The sequence below is a fragment of the Rudaea sp. 3F27F6 genome (assembly GCF_005503555.1).
GTDB lineage: Bacteria > Pseudomonadota > Gammaproteobacteria > Xanthomonadales > Rhodanobacteraceae > Rudaea.
Genome location: NZ_SCNG01000003.1, coordinates 323,138 through 348,101, shown reverse-complemented (window position 1 = coordinate 348,101; position 24,964 = coordinate 323,138). Strand labels below are relative to the sequence as shown.

General features: G+C 60.1%; 23 protein-coding genes. 11 read left to right on the top strand and 12 right to left on the bottom strand.

Annotation, left to right across the window (positions count from 1 at the left end; translation table 11 throughout):
* Window positions 1-42 precede the first annotated feature (42 nt).
* The 7 genes from FFS30_RS14140 to FFS30_RS14110 all read right to left on the bottom strand — a co-directional run bounded on the left by FFS30_RS14140 (window position 43) and on the right by FFS30_RS14110 (window position 7,585).
* A complete protein-coding gene (locus FFS30_RS14140) occupies window positions 43-549 on the bottom strand; it encodes a hypothetical protein (protein WP_137913819.1) in 507 nt (168 codons plus the stop codon).
* 132 nt (window positions 550-681) lie between these two features.
* A complete protein-coding gene (rimK, locus tag FFS30_RS14135; RefSeq protein ID WP_137913818.1) occupies window positions 682-1,575 on the bottom strand; it encodes a 30S ribosomal protein S6--L-glutamate ligase in 894 nt (297 codons plus the stop codon).
* Between the two features lie 104 nt (window positions 1,576-1,679).
* On the bottom strand, window positions 1,680-2,156 hold the full coding sequence (locus FFS30_RS14130; RefSeq protein ID WP_137913817.1) for a RimK/LysX family protein: 477 nt from the start codon (window positions 2,154-2,156) through the stop codon (window positions 1,680-1,682).
* A gap of 62 nt (window positions 2,157-2,218) precedes the next feature.
* On the bottom strand, window positions 2,219-2,887 hold the full coding sequence (locus FFS30_RS14125; RefSeq protein ID WP_137913816.1) for an HAD hydrolase-like protein: 669 nt from the start codon (window positions 2,885-2,887) through the stop codon (window positions 2,219-2,221).
* 46 nt (window positions 2,888-2,933) lie between these two features.
* Entirely contained in the window at window positions 2,934-4,112 is a 1,179-nt protein-coding gene (locus FFS30_RS14120) for a phosphoglycerate kinase (RefSeq protein ID WP_137913815.1), read from the bottom strand.
* A gap of 153 nt (window positions 4,113-4,265) precedes the next feature.
* Window positions 4,266-5,885: a multicopper oxidase gene (locus FFS30_RS14115; RefSeq protein WP_137913814.1), complete on the bottom strand. Its 1,620-nt coding sequence runs from the start codon at window positions 5,883-5,885 to the stop codon at window positions 4,266-4,268.
* A 68-nt stretch (window positions 5,886-5,953) separates the two neighbouring features.
* On the bottom strand, window positions 5,954-7,585 hold the full coding sequence (locus tag FFS30_RS14110) for an alkaline phosphatase family protein (protein ID WP_137913813.1): 1,632 nt from the start codon (window positions 7,583-7,585) through the stop codon (window positions 5,954-5,956).
* Window positions 7,586-7,806: 221 nt separating this feature from the next.
* Here FFS30_RS14110 and FFS30_RS14105 point away from each other — a divergent pair, with 221 nt between their 5' ends.
* Window positions 7,807-9,561 (top strand): cation:proton antiporter, encoded by a 1,755-nt coding sequence (locus FFS30_RS14105; protein WP_137913812.1) that lies wholly within the window; start codon window positions 7,807-7,809, stop codon window positions 9,559-9,561.
* A gap of 8 nt (window positions 9,562-9,569) precedes the next feature.
* Here the strand turns inward: FFS30_RS14105 and FFS30_RS14100 are convergent, their stop codons facing one another.
* The gene (locus FFS30_RS14100; protein ID WP_137913811.1) at window positions 9,570-10,025 is read right to left on the bottom strand and encodes a hypothetical protein; all 456 of its coding nucleotides are present in this window, start codon (window positions 10,023-10,025) and stop codon (window positions 9,570-9,572) included.
* Window positions 10,026-10,208: 183 nt separating this feature from the next.
* Entirely contained in the window at window positions 10,209-11,105 is an 897-nt protein-coding gene (locus FFS30_RS14095; protein ID WP_137913810.1) for a sel1 repeat family protein, read from the bottom strand.
* 264 nt (window positions 11,106-11,369) lie between these two features.
* Here FFS30_RS14095 and FFS30_RS14090 point away from each other — a divergent pair, with 264 nt between their 5' ends.
* Entirely contained in the window at window positions 11,370-12,524 is a 1,155-nt protein-coding gene (locus FFS30_RS14090) for a hypothetical protein (RefSeq protein ID WP_137913809.1), read from the top strand.
* Window positions 12,525-12,639: 115 nt separating this feature from the next.
* Here the strand turns inward: FFS30_RS14090 and gap are convergent, their stop codons facing one another.
* Window positions 12,640-13,653 carry a type I glyceraldehyde-3-phosphate dehydrogenase gene (gap, locus tag FFS30_RS14085; RefSeq protein WP_137913808.1) on the bottom strand — a complete coding sequence of 338 codons (1,014 nt, stop codon included), beginning with the start codon at window positions 13,651-13,653 and terminating at the stop codon, window positions 12,640-12,642.
* A gap of 193 nt (window positions 13,654-13,846) precedes the next feature.
* Between gap and tfpZ the strand changes: the two genes are divergently transcribed.
* The 9 genes from tfpZ to FFS30_RS14040 all read left to right on the top strand — a co-directional run bounded on the left by tfpZ (window position 13,847) and on the right by FFS30_RS14040 (window position 22,678).
* Window positions 13,847-14,590 carry a TfpX/TfpZ family type IV pilin accessory protein gene (gene tfpZ, locus FFS30_RS23870; RefSeq protein WP_171014618.1) on the top strand — a complete coding sequence of 248 codons (744 nt, stop codon included), beginning with the start codon at window positions 13,847-13,849 and terminating at the stop codon, window positions 14,588-14,590.
* A 435-nt stretch (window positions 14,591-15,025) separates the two neighbouring features.
* Window positions 15,026-15,457 (top strand): pilin, encoded by a 432-nt coding sequence (locus FFS30_RS14075; RefSeq protein ID WP_137913806.1) that lies wholly within the window; start codon window positions 15,026-15,028, stop codon window positions 15,455-15,457.
* A 102-nt stretch (window positions 15,458-15,559) separates the two neighbouring features.
* Window positions 15,560-17,500, top strand: coding sequence for a hypothetical protein (locus FFS30_RS14070; protein WP_137913805.1), 1,941 nt, complete (start codon window positions 15,560-15,562; stop codon window positions 17,498-17,500).
* A gap of 118 nt (window positions 17,501-17,618) precedes the next feature.
* Window positions 17,619-18,788: a DegT/DnrJ/EryC1/StrS family aminotransferase gene (locus FFS30_RS14065; RefSeq protein ID WP_137913804.1), complete on the top strand. Its 1,170-nt coding sequence runs from the start codon at window positions 17,619-17,621 to the stop codon at window positions 18,786-18,788.
* Between the two features lie 28 nt (window positions 18,789-18,816).
* Window positions 18,817-19,515, top strand: a complete 699-nt coding sequence (locus FFS30_RS14060) for a WbqC family protein (protein ID WP_137913803.1) — start codon at window positions 18,817-18,819, stop codon at window positions 19,513-19,515.
* Window positions 19,516-19,539: 24 nt separating this feature from the next.
* Entirely contained in the window at window positions 19,540-20,502 is a 963-nt protein-coding gene (locus tag FFS30_RS14055) for a glycosylase (RefSeq protein WP_137913802.1), read from the top strand.
* A gap of 30 nt (window positions 20,503-20,532) precedes the next feature.
* Window positions 20,533-21,486: a hypothetical protein gene (locus tag FFS30_RS14050; protein WP_137913801.1), complete on the top strand. Its 954-nt coding sequence runs from the start codon at window positions 20,533-20,535 to the stop codon at window positions 21,484-21,486.
* Complete coding sequence (locus FFS30_RS14045; RefSeq protein WP_171014617.1) at window positions 21,483-21,944, top strand: GNAT family N-acetyltransferase; 462 nt, start codon at window positions 21,483-21,485, stop codon at window positions 21,942-21,944. Before FFS30_RS14050 ends, FFS30_RS14045 begins: the two co-directional genes overlap by 4 nt.
* Window positions 21,941-22,678 (top strand): class I SAM-dependent methyltransferase, encoded by a 738-nt coding sequence (locus FFS30_RS14040; protein WP_137913799.1) that lies wholly within the window; start codon window positions 21,941-21,943, stop codon window positions 22,676-22,678. The genes FFS30_RS14045 and FFS30_RS14040 overlap by 4 nt, the downstream gene beginning before the upstream one ends.
* On the opposite strand, the gene FFS30_RS14035 is transcribed toward FFS30_RS14040, so the two are convergent.
* Both FFS30_RS14035 and FFS30_RS14030 read right to left on the bottom strand, forming a co-directional pair.
* Complete coding sequence (locus tag FFS30_RS14035; protein WP_137913798.1) at window positions 22,657-23,925, bottom strand: lipopolysaccharide biosynthesis protein; 1,269 nt, start codon at window positions 23,923-23,925, stop codon at window positions 22,657-22,659. The two genes, FFS30_RS14040 and FFS30_RS14035, sit on opposite strands and share 22 nt — an antisense overlap.
* A gap of 2 nt (window positions 23,926-23,927) precedes the next feature.
* The gene (locus tag FFS30_RS14030; protein ID WP_137913797.1) at window positions 23,928-24,959 is read right to left on the bottom strand and encodes a glycosyltransferase; all 1,032 of its coding nucleotides are present in this window, start codon (window positions 24,957-24,959) and stop codon (window positions 23,928-23,930) included.
* Window positions 24,960-24,964 lie beyond the last annotated feature (5 nt).

Here is a 24,964-nt window from a genome sequence, read left to right as displayed (position 1 = left end):
CCTCCAGCCCCGCAGGATCGCGGGGCGCTATTCCACCTCAAATCAATTGCCTCTGCAATTTGAGCCTGCGCACTTGCTGCCGATCGTCATCGCGTCCTGCATCGCCTTCTTCGTGTCGAGGCGGTTTCTTTCGATGTCGGCGACGGTCCGGCACTTCGTCACCGGAATGCTCGAACCGGTCGGGGCGACGCGTTCGCAGACCAGGCGATAGCTGTCACTGTGAGTCAGGATGCCGTTGACGTGCTCCTGAGTATTGAAGAGCTGGACTCGTTCGTCTTTCGACATCGCGGCCACGGAACCCGACTTCTGCAGCATGGCGGCCATCGAGTTCAGATCCGTCTCGGCCTTGGCGCGTTCGTCCGGACGGATGTACTCGTAACGACCGCCGCTGCTCATTTCCTTGCGGATTTCCGCGGCTTGCGCGTCGAATTTCTCCGCCGTATCGGCGACGACGGGTTTTTCGATGACCTTGTTATCCGCGGCGATGGCGCCCAGGGCGGATGCACACAACGACACGAACAGCACGAAACGGCAAACGGACTGCTTCACGACGGCCCCCGAAGTGGTTGATGGAAGGAATTACTACGTAATCCATCGTAGTTCGGGCGCCGGGCACGTGTCAACGAAGACTTTCGTAAATCGAGCCGCGCGCCACGCGCACGGCAAAAAGCCGGCGCCGGTTCAGCGCCGGCGCGCCTGCCGGCGCACGCGCCGTTCGATGTACTCGATGATCTCGCCGGCGATGTCGATGCCGGTCGTGCCTTCGATGCCTTCCAGACCCGGCGAGGAATTCACCTCGAGCACGAGCGGCCCGCGCTTGGAGCGCAACAGGTCGACGCCGGCGATATTGAGCCCCATCGTGCGCGCCGCGCGCACGGCGGTATCGGTTTCGACGGGATCGAGGTCGGCCACGGTCGCGGTGCCCCCGCGATGCAGGTTTGAGCGGAACTCGCCGTCGCGCGCCTGGCGCTGCATCGCCGCGACGACCTTGCCGCCGACGACGAAGCAGCGGATGTCGGAGCCTTTCGACTCCTTGATGTACTCCTGCACGAGGAAGTTCGCATAGAGACCGCGGAACGCCTCGATCATGCCCTGGGAAGAACTGCGCTTCTCGGCAAGCAGCACGCCCTGCCCCTGCGCACCCTCGTTGAGCTTGATCACGTGCGGCGGGTCGCCGAGCAGGGCGAGCAAATCGGAAGTGTCGTCTGGGTTGTCGCCGAACACCGTCGCCGGCAGGCCGATATTCTCGCGCGCGAGTAGTTGCAGCGAGCGCAGCTTGTCGCGCGCGCGCAGCACCGCGTCGGACGAATTCGGCGTGTACACGCCCATCATCTCGAACTGGCGCAGCACGGCGGTGCCGTAGAACGTGATCGAGTTGCCGATGCGCGGAATCACCGCATCGACGCCATTGAGCGCGCGGCTCTTGTAGCGCATCTGGAACTTGCCGGGCTCGATGCGCATGTAGCAGCGCAGCGGGTCGAGCACGCGCACGCGGTGGCCGCGCTTGCGCGCGGCCGCGACGAGGCTGATCGTCGAATACAGTTTGGCATTGCGCGAGAGAATCGCAATTTTCATCGGGGGATTTTCGCAGTATTTTGAGGGGGTATTTTGCACACGGATCAACACGGATTCAGGCGTGTCGAGCCTTGAGTTTTTTGCCGGACCGGCTTTATCCGTGCTTATCCGTGCGGATTCGCATCAAGCGCTTTTTTTCTGAGATTCGGCCTTCCCAGACGATACGACAGGCCCGGGGCGACGGCGAAACGATCGCTCAATGCGCTGCGGCCGAGCAGCATCGGGAACAGCATATTGCGCCGGTCGGTCAGGTTGATCTCGATGTCGACGCCGGTGCCGCCGAGTTCGACGCGCGTGCGGATGAACCAGCGCAACGTCTCATGCCCGCCCGAATCCGTCACCGTGCGGCGCGCAATCGCCGGAGCGGCGCATTCGATGCGCGGCGCATGCTTGCGGCCAGTCGCCGTCACGCTGAAACGCAGCCAGGTCACGCCGTCGCGTTCCTCGACTTCGAGCGTATCGACGTGCAGCGCCGAGGTGCGCGCGCCGGTATCGATCTTCGCCTTGATCGCCGGAATGCCGAGCTCTGGCAGGACCAGCCATTCGCGCCAGCCGACAAGGAGGGACCCGGATTCGATCACGACACGTCTCGTTGAAAATACGCCGACATCATCGCAAATCCGGCGTTACGGGATTCTTGCAGTCAGTGCAGTGCGATGCCCGCATCGGCGGGAGCCGACACGAGGGCGAGAAGCTGTTGCGGCGACTCGGCGATCGCCTGCGCACCGGCGGTTTCCAATTCCGTGCGATCGCCGAAGCCCCAAGTCACGCCGACCGCGCGGACCCGGTTGGCGAGCGCGCCTTCGATATCGAAATGCCGATCGCCGACCATGGCCGTGTCGTCGGGCGCAATGCCGAACTCGCTAAGCGCGCGCGCAATCAGGCTCGCCTTCTCGCTGTGCGCGCTGCCCGCGCCGACCGCGTAGACGTGCTCGAAATGCGCGCCGAACGGCAGGCTCGCAACAATCCTGCCGGCATAGAGGTCGGGCTTCGACGTCACCACCGCCAAATGCAGGCCCTGGCGCACGAGCGCGGCAATGGCATCGGCAATGCCGGGATAAACGACGTGCTCGCGCCAGCCGATATCCTGGAATCGCTCGCGATACAGCGCGACCGCCTGCTCGACTTTTTCCGCATCGTTGCCGAGCGCAAGCGGAAACGTTGCACGCAGCGGCGGTCCGATCCACTTGCGCAATTCCTCGCGCGAGGGGATCGGCGCGTCGAGCTTTTTCAACGCGTATTCGATCGACGTGACGATGCCGATTTCCGAATCGATCAGGGTGCCGTCGAGGTCGAACAGGACGAGTTTCATCGGGGGAATGCCTGTGTATCCCTTCTCCCATCGGGAGAAGGAAAAACTACGCGCGCTGTTTCAACGCGGCCACGGCCGGCAGTTCCTTGCCCTCGAGAAATTCGAGGAAGGCGCCGCCGCCCGTGGAGATATAGGAAATGCCGTCGGCGACCGCGTATTTCTCGACTGCGGCGAGGGTGTCGCCGCCGCCCGCAATCGAGAACGCATTCGAGCGGAAGATCGCATGGGCGATCGTCTCCGTGCCTTTGCCGAACGCATCGAACTCGAACACGCCAACCGGGCCGTTCCAGACCACGCTACCGGCTTTTTCGATCAGCGCGGCATAGCGCAGCGCGGTCGCCGGACCGATGTCGAGAATCATGTCGTCGGCCGCCACCTCGCTCACCTTCTTCACCGTCGCCGGCGCATCGGCCTTGAATTCGGCGGCGACCACGACGTCTTCGGGAATCGGCACTTCGGCGCCGCGCGCCTTGGCGTCGGCGATGATCTTGGTCGCGGTGCCGATCAGGTCGGCTTCGTACAGCGACTTGCCGACCTGGAATCCCGCGGCCGCGATGAACGTGTTGGCGATGCCGCCGCCAACGATGAGCTGATCGACCTTGCCGATCAGACTCTGCAGCAACTCGAGTTTGGTCGACACCTTCGAACCGGCGACGATCGCGAGCAGCGGACGCTTCGGATGTTCGAGCGCCTTGCCGAGCGCGTCGAGTTCGGCCATCAGCAGCGGACCGCCGCAGGCGATGTGCGCGCGGCGGATCACGCCGTGGGTCGAAGCCTGCGCGCGGTGCGCGGTGCCGAACGCGTCCATGACGAAAATCTCGCAGAGCTGCGCGTAGCGCTCGGCCAGGGTGGAATCGTCTTTTTCTTCGCCGACGTTGAAACGGCAATTCTCCAGCAGCACCACCTCGCCCGGATCGACGTCGAGCGTGTCGCCGCCGAGATAGTCGCGCAGCAGCCGCACCGGCTTGCCGAGCGCGCCGCCCAGCCACGCGGCGACCGGGGCGAGCGATTCGTGCTCGCTGAAGTGGCCTTCCTTCGGCCGGCCGAGATGCGACATCACCAGCACGCGCGCGCCTGCGTCGCGCGCGAGCTTGATCGTCGGCAGCGCGGCCTCGAGACGCTGGCTCGCCGCGACCTTGCCGTCCTTGAGCGGCACGTTGAGATCCTCGCGGATCAACACGCGTTTGCCTTTGAGGTCGAGTGAGGTCATGCGGACGATGGCCATGCGCGGGTTCCCGGATTGATGAGACGAGCGCGCATTGTAAACGCTGGCTCCGCCCGGTTCACCCGCGCCTATTCGACCGACCGACCAAGCAAGATTGAAAAGCCTCGGCCGCGGGGAACACGCAGACGAAAACGATCGATACGGCGCGCGTACTCAAGCCGCGGACGGCGCAGGCAGCACCTGAAACGGCCGCATCATCTCGTTGTCCTCATGTTCGAGGATATGGCAGTGCCAGACGAAGCGGCCGGGATAGCCCTCGAAGCGCACGATGATGCGCGTGACCATGCCGGGATCGGCGCGCACCGTGTCCTTCCAACCCGCCTCGCCCGGCTCGGGCGGAATGACGCGCCCGGTGTAGCGCAGATTCTTCGTCTGGTTGTATTCATCGACGGCGAAACGGCGGCGGTCGAGGATCTGGAAGCGCACGAGATGCAGATGGATCGGATGCGAATCGTCGGTCAGGTTGATCAGATTCCAGATCTCGACCGTGTCGATTACCGGATTCTCAGTCACTGGCATGCACCAGTGCTGGCCATTGAGCATCATCGTCGTCGGTTCGCCGACGAGATTGTCGATTTCCTCCAGGGTCAGATTGCGCGTCTTGATCGCGCTCGCCTCGGACGTGCGCACGATCGGGCGCAGCACCGCGGGCACGGCCGCGGCGTCCGTGGCGGCGCGCTCGCCGACGCGGAACTGTAGGATGTCGAGCACGTCGTTCTTCAAGGTCACGTTCTTGCCGCGCGCCGCGGCGAAGTCGACGACGACGTCGGCGCGCTCGCCCGGCGCCAGACTGAGAAATTTCTGCTCGACCGGCGCCGCGAGCAGGCCCTGGTCGCTACCGATCTGGATGAAGCTCAAACCGTCCGACAGCGAGAAATGGAAAAAGCGCGCATTCGCGGCATTGACGATGCGCAGGCGGTACTTGCGCGGCTCGACCGCATGATATGGCTTGAGCTTGCCGTTGATCAGAATCGCATCGCCGAAAAATTCGGCCGTCCACGGCGATTTCGCATCGTCCGAGACGGGGTAATAAAGCGAGCCGTCCTTGCCGAACATGCGATCGAACACGACCAGCGGAATATCGTACTGGCCGCGCGGCAGATTCAACGCCTCCTCGGCCTTGTCGCGCACGATGAAGGCGCCGAGCAGCCCGGCGTAAACGTTGAGCCGATTGATGCCGAGCGTATGGTCGTGATACCAGAGCGTGGCCGCGTCCTGCTTGTTCGGATAATGGCAGATCGCGGACTGTCCCGGCGGATACCAGGCTTCGGGATAGCCGTCGCTCTCGGACGGCGCGCGCGCACCGTGCAGATGCACGACGGTGCGTACTTCGGGGTTCTCTTTTTCCGCGCCGTGGATCGTGTGATCGACCGGCAACATGTGTTTCGCCGGCAGGGCGTTGACCCATTCGACGAGCAGGCCTTCGCCGCTGCGCGTCTCGAAGGTCGGCCCTGGAACGCTGCCGCCGAAACTCCACATCGGCGTCGGCGGCAGATCGCGATGTACCTTCACCGTCGCCGGCTTCATCTCGATGCGGTAGAACGGCAGCTGCCGCGCTGGGTCGCTGGGATCCGGGCGCTTGCCGACCGCGCGCGCCAACGGCGGCAGCGGCAACGGGTCGACGTAGGCGGCAAGGCTTTGCGGATCGACCGCCAAGGGAACCGAGGCCACGCGTTCGGGCACGCGCGCCACCGCATCGTTATGAGTGCGCGCCAGCCACGCGCCAAGACCGGCGCCGCCGGCGAGCAAAAGAGAACGTCTAGTCAGGAACAAATCAAACTCCGCAAACGCAAATGGGCGGGTGGCTCTGAGTCCACCCGCCCACGTCGGTTTAGCCGCTGTTACAGGCCGAAATAGTAACCGTCGGTCGGCTCGCCGTTCTGGTCGAGGAACAGCTGCGCATTCACCGGCGAGGTGAAGTTGAACATGCCGTTGATCGAACCCGCGATCGAGTCGAACGAGCCGTTGCCGATGCGCTGCCCGCCGAGCCAGTTGTCCTCGACGAAGCGCAGGACCGAGGTCTGGTCGGTCAAGGTGTGGTCGACATAGTTGGTCTTCGCGTACGGCGAGATGACCAGCAGAGGCAGACGCGGACCGTAGCCGCAACGACCCTGGACGTGCGCGGCGGTCAAGCCTGGCAACGCGGAACTGCCGTCGCCGCAGCTCGTGCCGGTCAGCGCGTCGTCAGGCGAGCTCGACTGATTGACGATCGGCGGCATCTGGTGGTCGTACCAGCCGTCGGAATCGTCATAGGCGATGATCACCGCCGTATCTTTCCAGCTCGGCAGCGACTGCAGCTTGTTGATCACGGAGACGACGAAGGTCTGCTCGTCGAGCGGATCGGAGTAGCCTGCATGTCCGTCCTGGAAACCGCTGGCCTTGATATAACTTACTGCCGGCAGCGCGCCCTGTTCGGCAACGGCGAAGAAATCCTTGAGATCGTACTGGTGGTTCGCCCGGTCGCCCGCTTTGCCGATCGCGCCGACCCAGCTCGGCCGTGCATGCGTCGGATTCGCCGTCGACGTGTAGTACTGGAACGGCTGGTGATGCGGAATGTAATCGAGCTTCTTCACGCCGGTGACCGCCGACGTGGTCGAGCGCTTGCACGCGGTGGTGCCGTTCGAGTTGACGGTATCCAGCGCAAAGCCGCCGGAGAAGAAGCCCCAGCTCACGTTCGCCGCGTTGAGCAGATCGCCGATGTTCTTGCCACCGAGGATGACCTGATTGTTGGTCGGGCTCGAGCACACGTCACCGATCGGATCGGCATCGCTGATCAGGGTCAGGCCGCCGTTGCCGTCGTCGGTTTCGTCGCTCGTACCGTTGAGAGTGCTGACGACGCCGTTGGTCTGGCCCGAGATCAGGTTGACCGCGCCGGGCGTCGACGGGCCGAACGTGGTGTTGAACGAGTTGTCGTTCATCGAATAGTGCTGCGCGTAGTTCCAGTACGCGGTGACGGTGTTGCCGTCGTAATAGCCCATCACCAGGCCCGGGGTATTGAAGATCGCCGGCGAATTCGGCGGCAGCGGTCCGCCGAGCGCGTTGCCGCCGGAACCGGTGTATTTCGGATAGAGATCGACGAGGCCACCGTGCAGGGCCTGCTGTTCCGGCGTGTAGTCGTGGTCCTGGTCAGCCGTGGAGGCCTGTGCCGGACTCAGGCGGAACGGGTTCGTCGCGCCGGTGCCGTTGGCCTTATTCGTCGAGGTCGAGTTGCGCGTCATCAGCGCGCTGGACAGGCCGTTCACCGTCGGCGTGCCTTTGGCCGCGACGAACGGCGGTTCGCCGGGCAGGTTCAGCGCATTCGGATAGGTGCCGAAGTAATGATCGAACGAGACGTTTTCCTGGAAGATCACGACGAGATGCTTGATCGGCGTCGCGGTCTTGAAATTCTCGGCCGTGTCTTCGATGGCGAAGGCATTGCTCTGGCACACCGCAGCCAACGCTGTGGCGACGGCAACAGTTAATAACTTGCGCATGGGTTGCTCCGTGGTTCACTGGTCAGAAAGTTTTCTCCCCAGAACGCACGATCCCCATCGGCATTCGCTGGACGCAGACTAGGGAGCGAATGTGACTCGGCGATTGCCGTTTCGTGTCACACGCGGCGCCCAGGCCCACGCATCGCCGATTTCATGCTCTCGCGCATTGCCGATCGCAGCGCGATCCGCGAAGATGGAGGCCATATCGACCGCGAGGACCAATGCACACCATCGCCTTTATTCACGACCTCGCCATCATCATGCTGACCGCCGGCGTGGTGACAGTCGTGTTTCACCTGCTCCGCCAACCCGTCGTGCTCGGCTACATCGCCGCAGGCGTCCTCATCGGCCCGCATACGAACTGGTATGCCTCGCTGATCACCGACAAGGACACGATCCATACGCTGTCCGAGCTCGGCGTGATCTTCCTGCTGTTTTCACTCGGCCTCGAATTCAGCCTGCCGCGCCTGCGCCAGGTCGGCGTGACCGCGCTCGTCGCCGCGCTCGCCGAAATCGTGCTGATGGTCTGGCTCGGCTACCTGATCGGCTCGTATTTCCGCTGGGGCACGATGAACTCCGTGTTCCTCGGCGCCATGCTCGCGGTGTCGTCGACGACGATCATCGTCAAGGCGCTCGGCGAGCTGAAGCTCAAGAACGAGCGCTTTGCCCAGCTCGTGTTCGGCATCCTGATCATCGAAGACATCCTTGCGATCGGCATGATCGCCTTGCTGTCGAGTATCGCCAAGACCGGCAACGTCGAAGCCGGACAGGTCATGCACACGCTCGGCGGCCTGACCATCTTCATGGTCGTCTCGCTCGTGCTCGGCATCCTCGCAATTCCGCGCCTGCTCGACTACGTCGCCAAGGTCGGCAGCAATGAAATGCTCTTGGTGTCCATCCTCGGCCTGCTGTTCGGCTTCTGCCTGATCGTGATCAAACTCGACTACAGCGTGGCGCTCGGCGCGTTCCTGATCGGCGCGGTGATCGCCGAGTCGCGCTCGCTCAAGCGCATCGAGCATCTGATCGAACCGATCCGCGACATGTTCAGTGCGATCTTCTTCGTCGCCATCGGCTTGATGTTCGACCCGGGCGTCGTGGTCGAATACGCCTGGCCGATCGCGCTGATCACGATCGTCGTCGTGCTTGGCAAGCTCGTCTCCTGCGGCACCGGCAGCTATATCGCCGGCCAGGACGGGCGCACCTCGATGCGCGTCGGCATGAGCCTCGCCCAGATCGGCGAGTTCTCCTTCATCATCGCCTCGCTCGGCCTGACACTGAAAGTGACGAGCGGCTTTCTCTATCCCGTCGCCGTCGCGGTATCGGCGATCACCACGTTGCTGACGCCTTACCTGATTCGCGCTTCCGACCCGGTCACCGTCGCGGTGCGCCGCGCCATGCCGACGCCGCTACTGCGCCTTTTCCATCTGTATACGGACTGGCTGCAGAACCTGCATTTCGAGGGCGACAGTGCGACGATCGCGGCGATGATCCGCAAGATCCTCCTGCAGGTCTTCGTCAACGCCTGCCTCGTCGCCGCGATCTTCGGCGGCGGCGCGTATCTGGCGAACACGCACACGATCGACTTGTCGAGTTGGCTGCCGAAACCGTCGTTGCAGAACACCGTGATTTGGAGCGCCGCGCTGCTCCTGTCGATGCCGTTTCTGATCGCCGCCTACCGCAAGCTCAAAGCGCTCGCGATGCTGCTCGCCGAGATGAGTGTGCGCGGCACCGGGCGCGGCAGCGAGCGCGTGCGCCGTGTGCTCGCCGAATTGATTCCGGCTGTGTCGATCGCCGGCATGCTTTTGCTCGTCTGCGCGCTGTCGTCGTCGATTCTGCCGCCCGCGGAATTGCTGATCGCCGTGCTGTTGATGGGCGCACTCGTGTTGGCCCTGCTCTGGCGGACGCTCGTGCAGTTGCACTCGCGTCTGCAGATTGCCCTGATCGAAACGATGCGCTCGGAGAAGGACGCCGGCTGAGCGGTCGCTCAGTCTTCCGGCCGCGCGCCGGGCCGCGAGATGGTGAACTTGCCGAAAGCGAAACCGAGGTCCCAGCCCTGTCCCTTGCCGGAGATCGCGAGCGAAATCGTTCCCTTCGTCATCGCCTGCGCTTCGGCCGACTTGACCGCGCCGGCGCTCGCACTCGCGGTGACGTAAGTGCCGAGGATGTCCTGGATGTCGTACAGGTGCGAGAACTTGCCGTAGCCGTCCTTGATTTCCGACTTGCCGAAGGTGATGCCGCCGCCGCGGGTCTGAATCTCGACCTTCATCTTCGCGCCGTTGCTGCAGCTGACCATGCCCATGCCCGACGCGGTCTTGTAGAACGCCGACCATCCGGACAGCGAGAAACTCATATCGCAGGTGATCTCGCGCGCGCCCGCGGCGCCGGACCACAGCAAAGCCGCGGCGGCAAGCACGGCCATCTTCGTCACGACGATGCGCATGGGGCAAACTCCATCTTCGAGGGTGCGCCGAGACTAACAGCAGGCGAGGTCGGGATGAAGGCATCCGACCGTGTCGATTCAGTTTCGTGAATCGACATTCACGCGCGAAAACCGATGTGCGGAAATGATCGCCGCGCGACGCGATACCGACTCTTTAGCCGACCGCCCACATGTTCTGTCGCATCACTTCTTTGCCGGCAGCAGATGCGACCGTCCCCAGCTGAAATTGATCGGCACCACACCCCAGCGCAAGCCACTTGCGGCCGGGTCTTCATTAATCTCGACGCCGAGCGCGACAACCTTGAGCGACTTGCCGAGATCGACGTCAGGCAGCGCATCGATGAGCCATGCCTGGGCGGCCTCGCCTTTCGCATCGAACGCGACAAGATAGTCCGCCAGCACGTCCTTCGGTTCGCCGTGGCGCGGCGGATCGACGAATTTGTGCCGACCCGAATTGCGGTATTCCAATCTTCCGGACGAAGACCCAAATGAATTGGCCCCACCGGCCATGCCTTTGCGGATATCCGCGTCATGCTCGGCGATGACGACGTTCATGTTTTCCTGCACCGTCGGCATCTGCTTGGCGTCGAGACGGTCGGCCACACGCCGGATCAGATCGGCCAGATAAGCCGCTTCCGAACTGTCCTTGATCGTCTTCGCATCGGCGCCGTTAAGACCTGCGTAATAGCCGAACAACTGCGCCCAGATCATCGCCTCAAGGTAATGCTTGCGTGACAGCTCAAGCTCGGCCATCTTCGCCATCGCACGGAGATGACCGTGCGCCGCCGCCGTGCTCAGGTACTTGTTCGCCATATCGAGATCGCGCGGCGCGACGTTGCCCGGCAGGCGGTCGCCGATCCGATATAACGATCCGATCAAATATTGCGCAGCGGTGTTTCCAGCGAGCGCCAGCTTGTTGAAGTAGTCGAACGTTGCCTGCCGGTCGGCTGCGGGCGCCTGCGCATCGAGCAGCTTGACCATCGCATAGCGACTGTCATCCGTCGGCTCATTAGCAAAGGTCCGGTCGGCGAGAAAGCAAAGCGGCAAGAACATCCAAATCCAGAAAACACGAAACGACATCACACACTCCTTTGAACTGTCGATCGCAAACTCAGGCTGCGCGGCATTCTAACGTGCGGGCATATGCGCCGGAATCGCCCAAAGTCTCCGCCGACGGGATGAACGGTGTTCCGGCCGTGGCCATGCTTTTGAGCGCGGGCGTTTCTCGACTTGTTATCGCGGCAGGCTGAATCTTGCTTCAAAGACAAAGGGGCAGGCGTATGGGCCGAAGCACCGGCTCTTCGAGAACTTGCCCGCCCCTCTCCCGTTCTGTACCGTTTATCGGTGCCTGACGCACGATGGGGTCGTCAATTCAGGCATATGCGAGCCGGCAGGCTCGATCGGGGATTAATCAACCAACTGGGGATCAACATGAACTTGCGTTCTTTTCGCATCGCTTTGTGCGTTGCCGTTGCGGCCGGCAGCAGCAGTCTTTTCGCTTCAAACGGATCCGAAAATGGGCCGCCGGGCGGCCGCGGCGCAGCATCGGCATCCGCGAACGTCTCCACCCCTTCGTTACCCAACGCCGTACCAGCAACGCAGCTCTCCCGCGCCCAAATCAAGCTCGAGCGCGCCACGGCCCTCGCCGACAAATTGTCGGCCGGGACAAAGTCGGGCGGCGACGAAGAGAAACTCCGTCTCGAACTGATCGGAAACCTGATGCGTGGCGGCGATGCCGAATTCGACGCAGTTCGCACGGCTTCCAGCCTGAGCGAAGCGCTGTCCGTTTCGAGGGGTATCGGCGGCCCGGCGATTTTGCCCGCATCGTTGGGCGATGCAGCCTCGGATCTCGTATTCGTCCCCGTATCCCCTTGCCGCATTCTCGATACGCGCGTGGCCGGCGGAGCGATTGCAGCCCTCACGACGCGTGACGTCGACGTCACCGCCGTCAGCAACTATTCCTTCCAAGGAGGCTCTTCGACGGATTGCGGCATCGGAGGCGCAGGGTCTTTTGCCGCAGTGGCGATCAACTTCGTCGCGATCACTCCGTCGGCATCGGGATTTTTGACGGCGTATCCGTACGGAACCACGCGCCCCGTCGCCTCGACATTGAACTACACGGCTGGGGCGGTCGTCGCCAATTTGGGCATCATCAAGCTCGACCAGGGAGCCGCGGCGAACGAGCTCACGATCTATAGCTACGCGCAGACCCATGTCGTGGCGGATGTCACCGGCTACTTCGTCAACCCGCAGGCGACCGCGCTGCAGTGCAGCGATACGGCAAACACTGTGGTCACAATTGCGGCCGGAAGTACCGCCGATTCCGCAGCACCGGCATGCCCCGCCGGCTATACCCAGACGGCAACGAACTGCGAATCGAGTTCTTGGGATATGCCGCTGGTGTACAGCCACAACGGCAGTTGCTCGGCGAAAAACAATGGCGCATCCCCGGCCAGTTTGAGAGCCTCGCGGACCTGCTGCCGAGTGCCGGGCCGTTGATTTGTAGAACAGCTTGCTCAACATCGACCGGGGCGGATTCTTCCGCCCCGGATGACAGATTTCTACGCAGGATTCCTTATCGGGGATACACGCGATCGCCGAGACGGGATTGAACTCAACGAGCGTTGGCCAACGCCAGCGTCGTGTCGAGCATACGGTTGGAGAAACCCCACTCGTTGTCATACCACGACAGTACTTTGACGAGCGTGCCGTCGATGACGCGCGTCTGCGTCTCGTCGTAGATCGACGACAGCGGGTTGTGGTTGAAGTCGACCGAGACCAGCGGCTTCTTGTTGATGCCGAGGATACCCTTGAGGCGGCCTTCGCTCGCTTCCTTGATCACGGCGTTGATCTCGTCCGCGCTCGTCGCGCGCTTGGCGACGAAAACGAGGTCGACGACCGAGACGTTGATCGTCGGCACGCGCATCGCGAAACCGTCGAGTTTGCCGTTCAACTCGGGCAGCACCAGGCCGACCGCGGCGGCGGCGCCGGTCTTGGTCGGAATCTGGCTCATCGTCGCCGAACGCGCCCGGCGCAGGTCCTTGTGGAACACGTCGGTCAGCACTTGATCGTTGGTGTACGAATGGATCGTCGTCATCAAGCCATGCTGGATGCCAATCTTTTCGTTGATCGCCCAGGCCAGTGGCGCCAGGCAGTTCGTCGTGCACGAAGCGTTCGAGATGACTTCGTGCTTGGCGGTGATCTTGTCGTGATTGACGCCGTAGACGAACGTGCCGTCAACGTCCTTCTCGCCCGGCGCCGAGATGATCACTTTCTTTGCACCCGCGGCAATATGCGCCGAAGCCTTGGCCTTCGAAGTGAACAGCCCCGTGCATTCGAGCACCACGTCGACGCCGAGGTCCTTCCACGGTAGCTTGGACGGGTCGCGCTCGGCGCAGACCTTGATCTTGTCCTTGCCGATGACGAGATCGCCGCCTTCGACCCTGACTTCGTGCGAAAAGCGCCCGTGCGCCGTGTCGTATTGGGTCAGATGCGCATTCGTCTCCGCGTCGCCGAGATCGTTGACCGCGACGATCTGGATCTCATTCGTACGGCCGGACTCGTACAGCGCACGCAGCACATTGCGGCCGATGCGGCCATAGCCATTGATGGCGACTTTCACAGACATGGACGAAACTCCTCAGGAGGGCGACAAAGCGTTCAAGGAACGCTCCGCAGCCGGCCGTCCCACGCAGATGCCAAGTTTACCCTGCCTGCCGCCGCGCCGCTCATCCCGCCTCCTCGGGACTGTGCGCATGATATGGAAACGGCGATAGTGATACCGCTATCCTTTTCCGCCCCGAACAATCGTGCCTTGCATCGTGAACCGCTTCCAAGCCGCCGGCATCCATCTCGGAATCAGCCTGACCATCGCCACCCTCGTCGGCTGCCTGATCTACTTTGTCTGGTACCCACATCCGTACTTTCAGGTCGCTGGCGGCAGCACGTTGATGCTGCTGATCATGGGGGTCGATATCGTCATCGGCCCACTGCTGACTCTGGTCGTCTACCGAGCGGGTAAAAAAGGGCTTCGCTTCGATCTAGCTTGCATATCGTTGCTGCAAGCTTGCGCGTTTTTCTATGGCCTGTCGGTAATCGCAGAGGCACGGCCGGTATTCATCGTTGCGGCACTGGACCGATTCATCCCTGTCTACGCAAACGACCTCGACGATGCCGATCTTGCCCAGGCAAAGCGATCCGAATTCGCGACGAGATCGTGGACTGGCCCGCGCCTGGTTGGGGCAGTGATGCCCACCGATGCCAAGGAAAGAAACGACCTGGCCTTCTCCGGCATCGCCGGCAAAGATCTGGAAAAACTCCCCAAGTACTACGTGCCCTATGCCGACGTTGCCGACGCGATGCTGACCAAGGCTAAGCCACTCACCGAACTCGCGGCTAAATCGCAACACAACAAGGCTCTTACCGATCGCTATATCGCGGGCAGTAGCCAGCTTGCCGACCAACTCGCCTATCTTCCACTGCAAGGCCGCACCGACTCCTACACAATGATCTTGTCGCGCACGAACAAGCGCCCTCTTGATGCCATTGCCATCGATCCCTGGTAGTTGACTGCAGACACGCGGCATTGCCACCCAATGCTGGTTCGCCGATTCGCTGGTTCGCTGGTTCGCTGGTTCGTTGGTTCGTTGGTTCGTCGGTTCGTCGGTTCGTTGGTTCGTTGGTTCGCCGATTCGAGGGCATCCATGCAGCAGCAGATTGCGCCGCGGAATGTCACTTTGTGACCTTTTTCGTCATTACGTGAATCCCGACACATTTTCCGAGTTTCTGTCATCAGGTTCGCGCTTACTAAACTGGTAGAGGAAAAAAACGCTAACTGTTTGTTATTTCGCAGAGATCATCCACAGCTGGTGGCGTTTGGCATAACGTTTGCTGAACAAATCACCGCGCATTGGATCGAACTTGGCCGGACGCCAAGGAAGCATGGCCCCCGAGCCAGATCGAATGCGCGACTCCGAATCACCATAGAAAGGAACCCCCAAATGAAAGCGATGCAGAAAGGCTTTACCTTGATCGAGTTGATGATCGTCATCGCGATCATCGCCATCCTCGCAGCGATCGCGCTGCCGGCATATCAGAACTACACGATCCGCGCCAAAGTGTCCGAGGCGATGCTTGCCGCCGACGGCTGCAAGACGTCGGTCGCCGAGTTCCATCAAACGAAGGGAACGCTTCCGGGTAGTACACAGTCGGCTGGCTGCATCACGCAGCTGACCACTTATGTGTCTGCTCTTGGTGTGGGTGCCAACGGTGTGATTTCGGCTACCGTAAGAGGCACGAACTCTTTGGCTGATGGCACGGTTATTGGCTTGGTGCCCACGGCCGGTGCAACCCCCGACGTCCCCCTCACCTGGGCTTGCAACACGGCCACCACGACTGTGCCGTCCCAGTACCGCCCAGCGCTGTGCCGCTAATCATAGTTTGATCGCTTCAAACAAAACGCCGCCTTCGGGCGGCGTTTTTTTATGTCTTACAATAAATAACTTCATTTCAGAAATTTGCCGAGAATAATCACGATGGCGAGCGACCCGATCAATCCCATCCCCCACCCGGCAAGAAACTGGCGCTTGCTCGCCCTGATCGCTTTGTGCGTAGTCGCTTATCTTCCCGGCATAGCAGGCGGCTTTCTTTTCGACGACTTCTCCAACATCGTGAACAATGCGGCATTGCAGAACGCCGCGCATGGCAAGCCGGATTGGCTGGCCATCGCCTTGATCAGCGACGGTGGCCAGCGCCGTCCCCTGAGCATGTTGTCATTCGCCTTGAACGCCATTGCCTTCGGCATGAACCCGCTTTCCTTCAAGCTAGCCAATCTCGTCATTCATCTCGTCAACGGCCTGCTCGTTTTTGCCCTCAGCCGTCGCATCGCCGATAGACTGACATATCCGGATCGCACTGAGCCGCGCTTTCGTCCTGACACGCTCGCCTTGTTCAGTACCGCCTTATGGCTATTGCATCCCCTCAATGTCAGCGGCGTGTTGTACGTCGTGCAGCGGATGAATGAACTCAGTTCGATGTTCATCCTGATAGGTCTGTTCTGCTATGTTGAAGGGCGCACACGAATGCTGCGCAGAAGCGGCGGATTGTTCGAGGCGCTGACTGGATTGTGTGTTTTCGGCTTGATCGCAACAGCTTGCAAGGAAAATGGCGCGCTGATCGTGGGCTATGCGTGGATAGTCGAGATACTGTGCTTTCGCTTTGAGGCTTCACTTCGCGAACGCCGGATTTTGAAAGCAATCTTCTGGGCCGCTATCGCGGTTCCGATTTTTCTGTTCTGCCTTTACCTATGCGCGCATCCCGACATGCTCGGCTATTCACGCAATGGCTTTACGCTATATACGCGAGTGCTCTCCGAAGCGCGTGTGCTCTGCGACTACCTGCTCTGGTTCTTTGTCCCACTACCCAGCCTGATGGGCTTTCATCACGACGACATCGCCGTTTCGCAAGGACTGTTGAATCCGATCTCAACAGCCGCGAGCATCACATTCTGGATAACTCTATCCATTTCCGCATGGCTGCTTCGGCGCCGCTGCCCAGGCTTTGCTTTTGCCGTCACCTGGTTTCTGGTAGGACATTCGATCGAATCGAGCATCTTCGGCCTGGAACTCGTCTTCGAACATCGCAATTACTTACCGATGACCGGACTGCTGCTGGGTACCGTATGCGCACTGGCACAGATGGCGCCCAACATTCAATTCCCCCGCTACGGAATAACAGGCACCATGGTCGCGGTAGTAGGCCTTCTGGCCTTCGCAACCGCAGTCCGCGCCCATGATTGGCGAAGTCCGTTTGCGCTGGCCATGGCAGACGCAACTCACCACCCAATGTCGTCGCGCGCTCAGTATGAAGCCGGTCGACAAATCGTCATTGACGGCGATCGAAACAATGCGTTGAAAGAAGCTAAGGAAAAAGCGTTGCCCTACTTCGACCGCGCTGCTGAAATTGGACCATATGAGCTGTTTCCAGCCGTTGCGCGGGTGCAGATACGCTCCGAGTACGGAACTGTTCCTCCTACAGAACTTGAGGACCTGGCAAGGAGGCTCCGTTCCGCACAGTCCAGCGAGCAAGCCAATGCGTTCCTCGACATGCTCATAGCCGCGTCGCAGACGACTCTTTCATTGACGCCCAGCGACATGTCCGCGCTGATGACAGCGGCACTGGAAAACTCTCAATGGCGCGCCACGGTGCGCGCGATGATGTTGAATAACTACGGCTCGTATCTCTTCAATATTCCGCGCGACTACCAAAGCGCTATCAATATGACAATGGCGGCCGCAGCAGCAGAACCACGGAACCCATACTTTCAGATCAATCTAGCCAAGATCGCATTGGCCGTGAACGACCTCGCCGCAGCTCGGGAACACCTTGCTGCCGCCAAAGAGCTGAACAAAGCGGGAGTCTATGATCAGGAAATTGCTCGGATCGAAAGACAGGTCAATCCCACACGATCAAAATAACCCCGTTCAATTCGCCGGAGTCGCAAATCTCACAATGGTTGGCTCGGCCACTTCCGGATCGTTCGCCTTCCCTCATCGACTACGTAACAATCGCCCCTCCTTCGCATAAAAGAACGGCATGAAATTCATCCGCAACGTAGCCGATCTCGCCATTAACGGCGCGCCGCCAGCGTTTGACGAACCGTTGCATGTAGGCCGACCTAGTATCGGAAATCGCGAACTTTTTCTACACCACGTCAATCGAGTCCTCGATAACCATTGGTTGACCAACAACGGACCAATGGTGCAGGAATTCGAGGCGCGTGTCGCAGAATATCTGGGCGTCAAGCACTGCGTCGCCATGTGCAATGGCACCATCGCCCTGGAGATCGCCATACGCGCGCTCGGTCTCGAAGGCGAGGTGATCGTGCCCTCATGGACATTCGTCGCCACTGCTCACGCCCTCTATTGGCAAGGTATAACGCCAGTATTCGCGGACATCGATCCACATACGCACAATCTCGACCCGGATGCAGTCCGGCGCATGATCACACCTCGTACAACAGGCATCATAGGTGTACATCTTTGGGGACGCGCCGCGCCGATCAGCCAATTACAAGACGTCGCCAACGAGCACAATTTGAAATTGATGTTCGATGCAGCTCACGCGTTCGGCAGTACTCACAAGGGGAAAATGATAGGTTGCTTCGGGGAATGCGAAGTACTCAGCTTTCATGCCACCAAAGCATTCAACACGATGGAAGGCGGAGCGGTGGTCACCAACAACGACAGGTTGGCGGAAACCATGCGCTTGATGCGCAATTTCGGCTTCAAAGATTACGACAACGTCGTCCATCCCGGGACCAACGGAAAGATGATCGAAGTTTGCGCGGCAATGGGCCTGGCAAATCTCGACAGATTCGACGAGATCGTCGCCATCAATTCGCGCAATCATGCGGCGTACAAGCATGCATTGGCCGGGATTCCCGGCATCGACGTACTCGATTACGCCTCCACCGAGCGCAACAGCCATCACTATGTCGTAATCGAGGCGGACGAGACCTTTCCGATATCGCGCGATGCCATTGTGGCGGCGCTCCATGCTGAGAATATTCTGGCACGCAAATATTTCTGGCCGGGATGTCACGGCATGCAGCCCTACCGCAATCTGTTCCCGCATGCGCGCCTCATGTTGCCGCAAACTATCGACGTGGCCTCTCGGGTGATCGTATTGCCTAATGGCACTACCGTCGCCGAGGATGCCATCGACACGATCGCGTCGGTTTGCCATGTGCTCGCTCGCACTTGAATACGCCTCGTATACAACAGGCGTAACGATGAAGATCGCGATCATGCAGCCGTACTTCCTACCTTACGTCGGCTACTTCCAATTGATCGGAGCGGTTGACCGGTTTGTGGTCTACGACAACATCAAGTACACCAAGAAGGGCTGGATCAACCGCAACCGCTTCCTGCTCGACGCCAGCAGCGAGATGTTCTCACTGCCTTTGAAGAAAGATTCAGACGCGCTTGATGTGGGTGAACGTTGCCTCGCGCCAGAATTTGATCGCACGAAGCTTTTGAATCGGCTCACCGAGGCCTACCGGCAGGCGCCTTATTTCGAAGAGGTCATGCCACTATTACGCCGGATCGTCGAGCGTCATGAGAGCAACTTGTTCAGGTTCATCCATGCCTCGTTGATGGAAGTTTGCACATGGCTCGGCATCGGCACTCCGTTGGTGGTTTCGTCAACGCTTCCAATCGATCACGACCTGGCGGGGCAGGACCGGGTACTAGCGATCTGTGGCCAACTCGGCGCGCACACGTATATCAATGCCATCGGCGGTACCGAGCTGTACTCACGAGAAGCTTTCGCCGCGCGCGGCATTGACCTCCGCTTTCTGCGGCCGCGTCCAATCGAGTACCCTCAGCTCGGTGAGCCATTTGTACCTTGGCTGTCGATCTTGGACGTGATGATGTTCAATTCCATAGAGTCGATCACACTCGATCTGCTCCACAACTATGATCTGATTTGACCCAGAACGGTAACGAAACGAAGCATGTATCGATGGCATAAGCTTGGCCGCATATTCAACCCGCAAGACATCGCCGACCGGCCTTGGCTGAAGGAATTCGCGCAGGCTCCCGCGACGTTGGTGCTTGAGGATCGCGTACGCGTGTACTTCTCGTGCCGCCCTCTTGCTGATGCGAACGGCCAATACGCGAGCCGCTCCGCATGGGTGGACCTCGACCGCCGCGACTTGACGCGCATCATAGGCGTCGCCGAGCAACCGATCCTGCCGTTGGGAGACACCGGAACCTTCGACGAATTCGGCACCTACCCGGTATCGGTCGCATGCGATGGGAGGCGGATCATTGCCTACTATGCGGGATGGACACGCTGTCAGTCAGTCCCTTTCAACACGGCAATTGGCTTGGCCTACAGCGATGACGGAGGCCGCAGCTTCGCGAAGGCGGGCCCTGGCCCCGTGCTAAGTTACTCTCTAGACGAACCATTCGTGCTTAGCGGCCCCAAGATTCGTCGCTGGGAGAAGGGGTGGCATTTGTTTTATATAGCAGGGCGAAAGTGGATCCTCGACGGCGGCCGCCCCGAACCCATCTATCGCATTCGCTCTGCGACATCTGCTGACGGCATCACTTGGGCCAAAGCTGGACGAGACCTGATCGCAACTCGGATCGGCGACGATGAGGCGCAGGCCAGCCCGGATGTGTTCCGCGGCAGCGACTACTTCCATATGTTTTTTTGCTATCGCCACGGCACAGATTATCGCAACCAGACTCGCGGTTATCGCATTGGCTATGCATACTCGAAAGACCTGCTGCACTGGACACGCGAGGACGAGCGCGCTGGGCTCGACCTCTCCGCCGGCGGCTGGGATTCGGAAACGGTAAGCTATCCACATGTGTTCGAGCTGGATGGCTGCGTCTATATGTTCTATTTGGGCAACCAAGTCGGCCGCTGGGGCTTCGGACTGGCTCGTCTCGATGGGGCATTGGATTGATTCACCCGCTGCGTACCGCGAGAGTATTGCTTGAACTGGAAGAAACTCGGCAGGATCTTCGATCCGGCTCGGTACGTACTACCGGGGCGCTGTTCCGGCTTCGCGCAATCGCCACAGGCACTCGTGTGCAGCGACTACGTGCGCGTCTACTTCTCTTCGCGCGAACGCGAGCCCGATGGCATGTACATCAGCCACGTCGCATGGGCAGACTTTGACAAATCGTTCAGCCGCGTGATGCGGGTCGCGCCAGAGGTTGCAATGCCAAGGGGCGAGCTGGGCTGCTTTGACGAGCACGGCATCTTCCCTCTCAGTCCACTGCGGCACGCAGGCCGAATCCTCGCCTATACCACCGGCTGGAGTCGGCGCGTCTCAGTATCGGTTGAAACAGGGATCGGCTTGGCCGAGAGTCGCGACGATGGCGCGACCTTTGAACGCTGCGGGAACGGCCCGGTACTATCCACGTCATTGCATGAGCCGTGCCTCGTAGGCGACGCCTTCGTGCGTGTGCACGAGGGTCGTTTTCACATGTGGTACATTTTCGGCACAGGGTGGAAACGCTTCGCTCCAAGCACGGCACCCGATCGCACGTACAAAATTGGCCACGCCATCTCAACTGACGGCTTGTATTGGCAGAGGGAGGAGGCGAGGCAGATCGTTGCTGATCGTCTCGGTCCTGACGAGTGCCAAGCGCTGCCGAGCGTTCTGTGCATCGGTGAGCGCTGGCATATGGTCTTCTGCTACCGGCAATCATTCGACTTCCGCAGCAACAGCGCGCGGAGCTATCGACTTGGCTACGCTTGGTCGAACGATCTGTCGCATTGGGTACGTGACGATGCGGCCTTGGGCATCGATGTATCGGCCGAAGGCTGGGACTCGGAGATGATGTGTTACCCACATCTGTTCGAATGCGACGGACGCGCGCACCTGCTCTACAACGGCAACGCCTTCGGCCGAAATGGCTTCGGCCTGGCAGTCTTGGAATGACTGTAACTGGCTTGGCTTTTGAGGAGGACCGCGCACGCGAGTCGGACGTTCTCGCTCATTTAACGCGGTGCGACGCGCGCTTCGCGCCACCGCTGTCAAGTCGCGTCGACCTGCCCGCATATGCCCACCGCCTCCACCAGCGGGCGCGCCGTTTCGAGGCTTGGGCGGATGGCGCCTTAGTCGGGATGGTCGCAGCTTACTTCGATGACGAAGACGGCACCGCATTCATTAGCAACGTAAGCGTTGACAAAGGCTTTCTCGGTTGCGGCATTGCTTCCACACTGCTAACACAAGCGGTCGCGCGCGCCGATACTGCGGGCCTTACGCTGGTTCGCCTGCGGGTCGGCGCAACCAATTCAGCCGCGCGGCGGCTCTATGAAAAATGCGGCTTCCGCACTTGCCTCGATGACGGCGAGCAGGTAGTCATGCAACTCAATCTGTCGAGAGCGATTCAATGACAAAGACTACGTCGCGGGACTATAACGCCGAAACCAACGATACCGCTGGAAACAAATACGCCTACGATTTCGACTGGGTCATTCGGCGTTATCTCATGCGCGCGCTGAAACCGCATTTTCTGCCTGGGCAGGCACTTGAAATCGGCTGCTTCAAAGGCGATTCGACCTTATTACTACTGCAGCATTTCGACGATCTCACGGTAGTCGAAGCCGCTTCCGATCTAATCGCAGTTGCTCAAACCCGTGTTCCGAATACGGTCCGATTTATCCATTCCACGATCGAAACCGCGAATCTGCCGCCACATTTCGAGGCGATCTTCCTCGTGCACACACTTGAGCATTTGGACGATCCAATAGATGCGCTTACACGGATACGCGCTTGGTTGAGTCCCACCGGGAAGCTTTTCGTAGCCGTGCCGAATGCCGATGCAGCTTCACGCCAGATTGCCGTCAAGATGGGGCTTATCGAATCCAACCAAGCTGTCACTGACGCCGAACGCGCACACGGCCATCGCTGCACTTACAGTTTTGATAAGCTGGAAGCCGACGCTCGTCGCGCCGGCTTGCATGTCGACGCGCGCGGAGGCGTGTTATTCAAACCACTGTCCAATTCTCAGTTCGACGCGGCTCTCGGGCAGGGCATCATCAGCGATGCCTATGTGGAAGGTTGCTACTCCCTAGGTCAGCAATATCCACAATTGTGCGCGAGCATCTATTTGGTTTGCTCCGCCTGATCGTTCCGGCAAGCAAAGTAAGCAAACCAACACCCGGCACTCATAAGACATTCGCCGGATAGGAGAGCTGTGATCGCGCCCTCCGCCCCAAGGCAGGGCAGCAATAGCACGTTCAAAACAATAATCAGCGCCATGCCTACACTCTCGACTGTTAGGCGCAAGGCTTTTCGCCCCGAGGTGACCAAGGCAATTGAGCCGCAGACATGTAAGACAGACAAGGGCAACCAAGCCGACAAAAGGGAAGCCAAATGAGATGATGTGATGTAGCTCACGCCGAAAACGAGGGGCATCATCGGCGCCAACAGCAATACCATAGCACCCGCGACAAGGGCGTAACATAGACCCGATGCGACGACTGCTTTGAGCACTCTTCGCCCTGCTCCTGTGTGATGTTCCGCGAAAAGCCGCGGCGTGGCACTGCTTAGCAACGCACTTATCGGCAACGCGAGTACCGCTACAACTCGGAATGCGACCGTGTAGTTACCCGTAGTCTCAGCGCCAAGGGCCTGAAGCATGAATACTTTGTCGACCTCGGAATAGGAGATGCCTACCGTGTTGCCTAAGGCGTAGTAGAAGCCGTCTTTCAGCATCCGTCCGTCCGAAGGAAGCTTGCCGGAAGGCGAAGGATCATTCTCCGCTAGCGTGCCGCGCGTGAGGCGAAGCGCCCAAACAGCCACACAAGCGCTGCCTAAACAATGAACCGCAACGAGGAGCTGCACACTGGCCGCAGCATCCGCGACCATCAGAGCAAGAATCCCGGCACAGCGGACAGCAGGAACCAGACCCACAGCCGTCGCTGCTGAACCTGCCCGGCCTTTAGTTATCAAGGCTGCGCTAGCCACTGCAATGAGGGGAACAGCGATCAGTTCGGAAACCGCTATCAGCGCCATCGCAACTGGACCGAGACGCACCGGAAGGACGAGCACTGCCAAAATCACCACCACTAGAGCAATCAAAATGGTGGATAGCCAGCTCAACCGTAAGACCTGCGACCACAGCACAGATAGAGATATATTTCTACGCGCCGCATAGTCCGTGAAAACGAATCCCATACCCAAGTTCGCAAGCGGCGCGAAGAGCACAATAGCCGAAGCGGACCCACTAAAAAGTCCGTAGCCGGACGCCTCAAGCCAACGCGAGGCGAGCACCAAATACAACCCTTGCAGCAGAGCTCTCGACCAGAGTCCGACTGTCACGACAAGGGTACCGCGCCCCAAAGCACCAAATGGGAGGCGCAGCCAAGCCATTGTCAATCCCCCTTCGCCGCCAACGAACGAGGCGAGCGATGCACCGGCCAGCGCAAGCGCAGGGCACCGATCATCGCGCCAACGAACGAAATCGGACCGTAGTGCCGCGCCAAATCGACTAGTGCATCGCGCGCACCGCGCCAGTCGCGCAATCGCAGGGTGCAGGCAAGCAGCCCCAGTGCGCACTCCCAGCGATAAGACAACGGATAATCTTGGCGCGAGCGGAAGAAAGCGCGCGCGTCAGTATCGAACTCCAACGCAGACCGCAAGAACAGAGCAAAAGATGACCGCCCCGAGCGCAGAGCCGAACCTGCGCTTTCTCGGTATACAGCAGCAACCGCAGGCCAGTAAGCGACGCGCCAGCGCGAAGTGAAATAGGCTGCCGCTACGGTGTCGCCGAAACGATATCGCTTCATCGCCAGCGAACTGTGGTGAAATTCTTCGAGAGCGCTGCGCCGCTGCACAACCGTGCAATTGCGAAGTATTTTCGGAAAATAGAAAAAAGGAAAAAGGTCACCCTCGAGAAATCTTCTCGGCACATGTCTATGTGCCGGACGATTCCACTGGACGTCCCAACCCGTCGCGTCTGGCTTGGCACGCACCCAGTCTCCGTGGACAACAGCAGCTCCCGCATCGGCACGCAGAAGAGCCACCTGCCCGGACAGTCGGCAAGGATTGCACCAATAGTCGTCGCCTTCACAATGCGCGACGAATTCGCCTCGCGACAATACATAAACACGATAGTGATTGGCTGCGGCTCCGACATTGCGTCGCGAGCAAACTACACGGATACGATCCGGATAACGACGCTGAAAACCAAGCACTATTTCCCGGCTATTGTCGGAAGACACATCTTCGCCGATTACCAGTTCGTAGTCGAAATCACACTTTTGCGACATCACACTTTCAATCGCCTCTGCCAAATACGGACCATGGTTGTACACAACCATGAGTACGCTCACTAATGGCGTCGGCACGAGGCGCTCTGGATCACACACCTCAAAATAGTCGTCGGCATTTATCTGGGCAGGCATTCACA